Genomic DNA, 5795 nt, shown 5'->3' with positions numbered 1-5795 from the left:
ATCGGAATGCATGGCCGGCTTCGTCGGAATACGCACCAGGATACGATTCTCAGGTTGTTTGTCGCGCGGCACACCGCTGCGCTACATCTTCTTCGGTCTTCGCAGCGACGTCACGGCTGCACAATACCTTTATGAGATGGTCGAGCGCGCCTTCGATACGGAGACCGCCGTTTTCCGCCGGAGCGACCTGTACGAAGAGATGAAAGGGGATCGCAGGTCAGCAACCAACTCGTTTCAGATCGGGCTTTCCCGCGGTATTTCCGCCAAGCTCGGTGCGATGCGCCTCGCCCGTGACGAGACCATCCGTAGCGCGTCCGGCCGAGATCTGGTTCCTGTCAAATCGGCCATGATCGAAGAAGAAATCTTGCCTATCCGGTTACTACCCACAACCCCAACATGTAGTGCCGAATTGAGAAAAATGGCGTCTCTTGGCCCTATATTTAGGTTCTGTGGGTGGCAACCGGATAGGCAAGGAAGAAATGTCCAAGCTTGGGCTCCATCTAAGTCAAAGGTCCCACGCTACGGGCAAACGCGTCATTCGTGATGCCTACACCGCTGGACAGGAAGCCGGTGAGAAATTCGAATTCGCGCCCGGCATTACAACAACAGCTTGAGCCCATGAACGCGACCCTGCTGAACACAGACAAATTGCCAGACGCCAGGTTACCCCACCCCAAATCGGGGAAAGCGATACGCCGTCAAAGATAATATCGAGCTCATGTCGATCATGCGAAATCACTACGGACACGCGATACCCTCGTCTACCTGACAATGCCCCTCCAGCGATTTCCCTCCGATCCGCAGGGCCTGTATCAATCAATCATAAAATTCAGGCGCATGTTTGAAGGTTGGCCACGCAACTGGATCGTGACCCGTTACCACCGCTGCACCAGTTTTTTCAGCCAGCGCTCGGAGTTTACGAACTGATCGGACAGTATCGACCGTGCTGGCCAGGAAGCCTGGCAGTGCTTTTTCATCCCAATGATCGGTCGTGTAAGCCGCATCAATTGTTAGCAACATCGGTCCAGATCGCGGGAGAGTGATCAGGAATGACTGATGACCAGGGGCATGACCGGGCGTGAAGATGGTTCGAATGACGCCATCGCCATAGAGATCATAATGATCGTCGAATTTGCCATCGAGAAAGTGCCACTTGAGGCCAGGTCGGTCGAAATCCGGACGAATGTAACCCCCGGCTGCAAACCAATCAGGCGTGAAAGCATATTCGTATTCGGCGCGCTGGACGAGATGGGTAGCGTTGGAGAACCTCCCGATCGCGCCAGTGTGGTCAAGGTGTAAATGCGATTGCAGGACATAACGCACACTGGCCGGATCAATACCAAGTGAGGCGAGTTGCGGCAGGCAGGCTTCGTCCTCGCGCATGACGGGTTCATAAACGTCGCAGACGTCACCCCAATGGCCGCGGGGATTGGTGGCGACCTCCGCTGCGTTGCCCCCATCAATCACAACGTTGCCCTTCGGATGGGTGATCAGAAACCACGGCACCGGGATCTCATAGGGCTCATTGCCCTGATTCATCTTGATCGAAGCGGTGATCGTCTTCAACGTACCGCAGCTGAACATGTAGAGGCGAATGTCCGACATTGATGTCTCCGGAGGCTAGATGCTTACCAATTGTGGATTGACTGGCGAAGGATGGTATCGAGCACCGCCGCGTCGACCGGCTTGGGCGCGCCGCTGAGCAGTCTTTGCTGCTTCAAGGCTCCCTCGATGATGACTGGGATGTCAGTCTCGGTGTAGCCGAGCTCCGCGATGCCGGATGGCGCGCCGACCGCTTTCATTAAATCGATCAGGGCGTGCGGCAGCGATTCTGAGTTGGGATCGATTATCGAATGGCCACGCAACAACTCGGCAGCGCGGATATGCTTTTCAGGCGCCGCATCATAGGTGTAGCGAAACGCGGCGGGAGAGGTCACGATGACCGAGAATCCGTGCGGCACAAAGGCGTGGTTTCGTGCGTATCCGGGCGCGTGATAGACATGTTTTAGCCCTGCGATCGGATAAGCGCAGGCGTGCGGGATATGAACGCCTGCGGTGCCGAAACCGATCCCGGCCATAGTGGCACCGAGCATCATGGTGCCGCGCGCCTCGAGATCATCGCCGTCGGCTACCGCGCGAGCGAGAAATTTGCCACCGAATTCGATCGCCTGCAGTGACCAGATGTCGGCGACCGGGTTGGAACCCTGATAGGGTGGCCGATCATCCGGGCTGGCAGCCTTCGGGCGCTGATTGAACGGCTTCGAGATATAGCTTTCAACCGCGTGGCAAATCACATCAAGACCGGCTGACGCGGTGACGCCACTCGGCGTCGTGCGGGCCAACGACGGGTCGACGATAGCGACTGTGGGCCGCATGTAGCGGTGTGATATCCCAGTTTTCAATTTCAGTTCAGGTATGTCGAGTACGGCCACCGTCGTGGCCTCGGACCCAGAACCTGAGGTTGTCGGTAGCGCGATCAGCGGACGAAGCGGAGAGGGCGGCTTGCGGCCACCACCAATTGGAGGATTGACGTAATCGATCACCGCACCTCCATGCGTACTGATCAGATTGGCAACCTTGGCAGTGTCGATGGTGGAACCACCGCCGAGGGCGACGAAGCCATCCGCAGGATGCGCGGAAGCAAAGGCGGCAGCGCGGGTGAAACTCTCGATTGTCGGTTCGACGCTGATATCCTCAAACCGGTGATATTGGATGCCGGCATCAGCGAGAACTTTTTCAATGCGTTCGATCAGGTCGAACTCGTGGAGTATGGGATCAGCGACTAGAATGACACGTCCCATACCAAGCCGGGAAAGTTCCCAACCGAGTTCATCGGCAGCACCAACCCCGAATTTGAGTTGAGTTGCTTCTAGCGAGAATACGCTCTCCATACCACTGGCGGCGGTAATACTCACTGTTTCCTCCAGTATGCGATCTACGCCGCAAGGACTGGATTGATATGCCAGATTTTCAGATTGGTGCAAGCGACGCCGTATTTTGCGTTTCCGACGAGCCCGCGAGCACGAGGTGCGGTCGGCCGCGAGATGGGCCTTCCACGCCTTGATGTAAATCTCAGCTGGCCGCGCGCGCTGTAGATGTTTTGATACAGGGTACGCGGCGGTCCAGCCTCGACGCGCGCGATGATCCGCTCGACGCGGTCCCAGCTTGCCGCAATCTGCACCACGCCCCAACCATCCTGCCGCCTAACCTCGATCAGCGTACGATCGATCACCGTCAGCGCCCGTCGCAAAAGTACTATCCAGCCACCCAATTCCATCGGGCCGCCTGGTGGTGTTCGCTATGAAACTTGAAAACGCCCTTCGAAAACGCCAGCCTCAGGCATGGTGAACATCATGATCGCGATCAACGGAATGCGCGACACGGCAGGGGGGTGGTCTCGAATTGGTCTCGCCATGGCAGATGTATAAATAATCATTAGCGCGATTAGTGGTTCGTTAAGGGTTCGAATGCGATGTAGGTGGTCTCATTGATATGACCGAGTAATGAACCAGATTTCGTCCCAACCGCCGATCCAGACTGACGACCAGCACATCGCCCGGTCGGTCGTTCGAACGACCACATCCGACCAGGCTGCCGCCTTGCGGGAAAGCTTCCTCGTCATTGAGGATGGTGCGATCCTGCTCGATGCCCGGCTGTGTGTCATGCTCTGCAACATCCCAGCGACAATCCGGCTCGGTCATCAGGGCGCGCTGCCGAGTCGTGGTTATCCCCTCACAAAACTGATCGCGCATTCTTCAGCGCTCGATGCCGATGCGCGCACGACGGTCCTTGATCGCTGTAGCGCGATGAGCGCTTCGGATCTCGCTGGCGGTGAAGCGCGGCTTGTGTTTGGCGACATCGTTATCCGAATCCGAAGGCTTGCCTTGGGTCGTCTACTATTGTGGGTTCCTGCCTCCCGCGCGGCGGGGGAATCGTCGTTGCATGATCCCCTCACCGGTCTCGGCAACCGGCGTGTGTTCCAGGCGGCGTTGGCCGCCATCTTCACGAAACCGAATGCGTCTGCCGCACTTCTGATGATCGACCTCGACCGCTTCAAGCAGGTCAACGACACGCTCGGCCACCCGGTCGGCGATGCACTGCTCCGCCTGGTCGGTCAGCGTCTGCGCGCCTGCTTAAGCCAGGAGGATGTGGTGGTCCGACTGGGAGGCGATGAGTTTGCGGTCTTGCTCCAGCACCTAGATGGCATCGATGCTCTGGGTAAGCGGTTGATCGATCTCCTCAGTAGACCGTATCTGGTCGAAGGCCATCTTGCCAACATCGGCGCCAGCATCGGCATTGCCGTTGCTCCGTCCGATGCGAATGATCCAAGTACCTTGATGCGTCATGCCGATCTCGCCCTGTACGACGCGAAAGCCGCCGGGCGCCACTGTATCCGCTTTTTCAAATCCGAATTGAATGCGCGCGCTCAGGCCCGTCTCGCGCTTGAGACGGATTTGCGGCGCGCTACGGCACTCAACCAATTCGCTCTTTATTATCAGCCCTTGGTCGATATTGCCTCCGGTCGCGTCACCGAGTTCGAGGCGCTGCTACGCTGGCAGCACCCGTCCCGCGGCATAGTCTCGCCGGCAGAGTTCATCCCGCTCGCCGAGGAACTTGGCCTGATCGTCCCGATCGGAGAGTGGGTCCTGCGCCACGCCTGCCGCACCGCAGCAACCTGGCCCGCCGACGTCCGGGTCGCGGTCAACGTCTCACCCATGCAGTTCAGCGACAGCAAACGGCTGATCTGCGCCGTCGCCGATGCACTGACCACGAGTGGACTGCCAGGAAGCCGGCTCGAAATCGAAATCACCGAAAGCGTCCTGATGCACAACAATGCGGAAACGCTGGAGACCCTGCACGCCCTGCGCGCCCTCGGTGTCAGCATCGCCATGGACGATTTCGGGACCGGCTATTCCTCGCTCAGCCAACTGCGCAGCTTTCCCTTCGATAAGGTAAAAATCGATCGCTCCTTCGTCAGCCAGATCGATGGAAAGGGTGGCAGCGGCCGTGAAGTTGTGCGCGCCATCGCCGCCCTCGGCTCGAATCTTGGCATGACGGTTACGGTGGAAGGCATCGAAACCGACGCCCAGGCCGATTTCGTGGAAACCAGCGGCGGTCACCAGATGCAGGGATACCTGATCAGCCATCCGGTGCCATCCGATATGGTGTCCGCTTTGTTTTCGCCACAGTCGCCAATCGCATCCGCACCTAACCCCGAACCCGTGGCACCGGCAGGGAGCCGACGCCTGAGAGGTCATGATCATGAAAAATAATTTTTACCGCGCGGTCTATTGCAGTCGGTGCGAACTCATCGGCTCGCCCGAAACGATCACAGCTGAGTTACAGTCGATCCTCGCCACTTCCCGTCGCAACAACCGGCCTGCCGGCCTCACCGGCGCGCTGCTGTTTGCCAATAACTGCTTCGCACAAACCCTCGAAGGGGAACGTGAGGCGGTCGAACGCTGTTTCGAGAGGATACAGATCGATCCGCGGCATTCAGACGTAACGGTACTTGAATTCGGTCCTGCCGTCGAACGCGACTTTACCGAATGGTCGATGGCATTCGTTGGTGATCCATCCGCGACGTCACCTGATCCACTCGCGGTAGCGCTGTTCAAAGACATTTTCGCCGACAATCATGCCGATTCCGGCGCGAAAGTTCTGCTCCTTCTGCGCCAACTCGTTCATCAGGAAGATCTCTGGGCGATCGCTTGATGCCCTTTCCCCCGATAGCCCCCCGAATAATTCCACTACGCGCGATAATAGGTGTTATCGCGTGTAGTGTGTAAAGACCT

At 58.0% G+C, this 5795-nt stretch carries 5 protein-coding genes and 1 pseudogene; 3 read left to right on the top strand and 3 right to left on the bottom strand.

What is annotated here, in order from left to right:
• Window positions 1-544: DUF7168 domain-containing protein (locus ACP5E6_RS15660; RefSeq protein WP_427955589.1), on the top strand; the 544-nt coding region annotated here is incomplete at its 5' end.
• Between the two features lie 272 nt (window positions 545-816).
• Here ACP5E6_RS15660 and attM read toward each other — a convergent pair.
• The 3 genes and pseudogenes from attM to ACP5E6_RS15645 all read right to left on the bottom strand — a co-directional run.
• On the bottom strand, window positions 817-1605 hold the full coding sequence (gene attM / locus ACP5E6_RS15655) for an AttM family quorum-quenching N-acyl homoserine lactonase (RefSeq protein ID WP_427955586.1): 789 nt from the start codon (window positions 1603-1605) through the stop codon (window positions 817-819).
• A gap of 23 nt (window positions 1606-1628) precedes the next feature.
• A complete protein-coding gene (locus ACP5E6_RS15650) occupies window positions 1629-2915 on the bottom strand; it encodes a hydroxyacid-oxoacid transhydrogenase (RefSeq protein ID WP_427955592.1) in 1287 nt (428 codons plus the stop codon).
• A 96-nt stretch (window positions 2916-3011) separates the two neighbouring features.
• Window positions 3012-3172, bottom strand: a pseudogene (locus tag ACP5E6_RS15645) (transposase); the annotation flags it as partial.
• 331 nt (window positions 3173-3503) lie between these two features.
• Here ACP5E6_RS15645 and ACP5E6_RS15640 point away from each other — a divergent pair.
• Both ACP5E6_RS15640 and ACP5E6_RS15635 read left to right on the top strand, forming a co-directional pair.
• Window positions 3504-5273, top strand: coding sequence for a putative bifunctional diguanylate cyclase/phosphodiesterase (locus ACP5E6_RS15640; RefSeq protein ID WP_427955583.1), 1770 nt, complete (start codon window positions 3504-3506; stop codon window positions 5271-5273).
• A complete protein-coding gene (locus ACP5E6_RS15635; RefSeq protein ID WP_427955581.1) occupies window positions 5263-5715 on the top strand; it encodes a BLUF domain-containing protein in 453 nt (150 codons plus the stop codon). The genes ACP5E6_RS15640 and ACP5E6_RS15635 overlap by 11 nt, the downstream gene beginning before the upstream one ends.
• The last annotated feature ends 80 nt before the right edge of the window (window positions 5716-5795 follow it).

Origin of the sequence: Acidiphilium sp. (assembly GCF_049977125.1) — a bacterium.
Lineage (GTDB): Bacteria > Pseudomonadota > Alphaproteobacteria > Acetobacterales > Acetobacteraceae > Acidiphilium.
This window is presented reverse-complemented; position numbering and strand designations above follow the sequence as displayed.

Excerpts from the sequence above, each read along its gene's own strand:
- attM (WP_427955586.1), bottom strand. The coding sequence starts at position 1,605 with ATGTCGGACATTCGCCTCTACATGTTCAGCTGCGGTACGTTGAAGACG.
- ACP5E6_RS15640 (WP_427955583.1), top strand. The coding sequence starts at position 3,504 with ATGAACCAGATTTCGTCCCAACCGCCGATCCAGACTGACGACCAGCAC.
- ACP5E6_RS15635 (WP_427955581.1), top strand. The coding sequence starts at position 5,263 with ATGAAAAATAATTTTTACCGCGCGGTCTATTGCAGTCGGTGCGAACTC.